Origin of the sequence: Diaphorobacter sp. J5-51 (assembly GCF_001023515.1) — a bacterium.
In the GTDB taxonomy this organism is placed as follows: Bacteria; Pseudomonadota; Gammaproteobacteria; order Burkholderiales; family Burkholderiaceae_C; genus Diaphorobacter; species Diaphorobacter nitroreducens.
The window spans coordinates 1-665 of sequence record NZ_JSYI01000040.1 but is presented as its reverse complement, the minus strand read 5'-3'; the positions used below and the strand labels follow the sequence as shown (position 1 = coordinate 665).

3 tRNA genes are annotated in these 665 nt (G+C 52.5%); all 3 read left to right on the top strand.

Annotated elements, in window-relative coordinates:
* Positions 1-220: 220 nt before the first annotated feature.
* The 3 genes from OX89_RS05925 (at position 221) to OX89_RS05915 (ending at position 544) form a co-directional block, all read left to right on the top strand.
* Positions 221-306: transfer RNA gene (locus tag OX89_RS05925), tRNA-Tyr, on the top strand.
* A gap of 48 nt (positions 307-354) precedes the next feature.
* A tRNA-Gly gene (locus OX89_RS05920) sits at positions 355-428 on the top strand.
* Between the two features lie 41 nt (positions 429-469).
* Positions 470-544 (top strand) — tRNA-Thr (locus tag OX89_RS05915).
* The last annotated feature ends 121 nt before the right edge of the window (positions 545-665 follow it).

The window sequence follows — 665 nt, the reverse complement described above, 5'->3', positions numbered from 1 at the left end:
CTCAGGTTTGAGGCTCAGAGGTGTCTAGAAAACCCGGGGCGATTCAAGGGAACAGGCAGCAGCCCACTCAACCAACAGCCGCCCCTGAGCAACCTCTTGGAACTCAACGGCTAGCTCGCCAAACTGATGCCACCGACTGCATAAAGATCCGCCACGCCTAAAACAAAAAATAGTGATATCGACGCAAGGATCAAAAAGGCTGTATACTTCTAAATTCTTCGGAGGGGTGCCCGAGTGGCTAAAGGGGGCAGACTGTAAATCTGTTGGCTTACGCCTACACTGGTTCGAATCCAGTCCCCTCCACCAGATTGTGGTTTGAAGGCGTTGGACCGTACTTGCACGAAATTCGGTCTTGCGGGAGTAGTTCAATGGTAGAACCCTAGCCTTCCAAGCTAATGACGCGGGTTCGATTCCCGTCTCCCGCTCCACGGTTTGGATAGGTTGGTTAAGAGGAGTTTGACTCCTTGTTGCCCATGTGGCTCAGTGGTAGAGCACTCCCTTGGTAAGGGAGAGGTCGCGGGTCCGATTCCCGCCATGGGCACCACAGTTTCAGGTGCGTCTCCGTTTGGGGTGCATCAATATTTGTCGTGTTGGTGTAGATTTTTTCGGAGTCGAAAAGATGGCAAAAGGTAAGTTTGAACGTACCAAGCCCCACGTGAACGTGG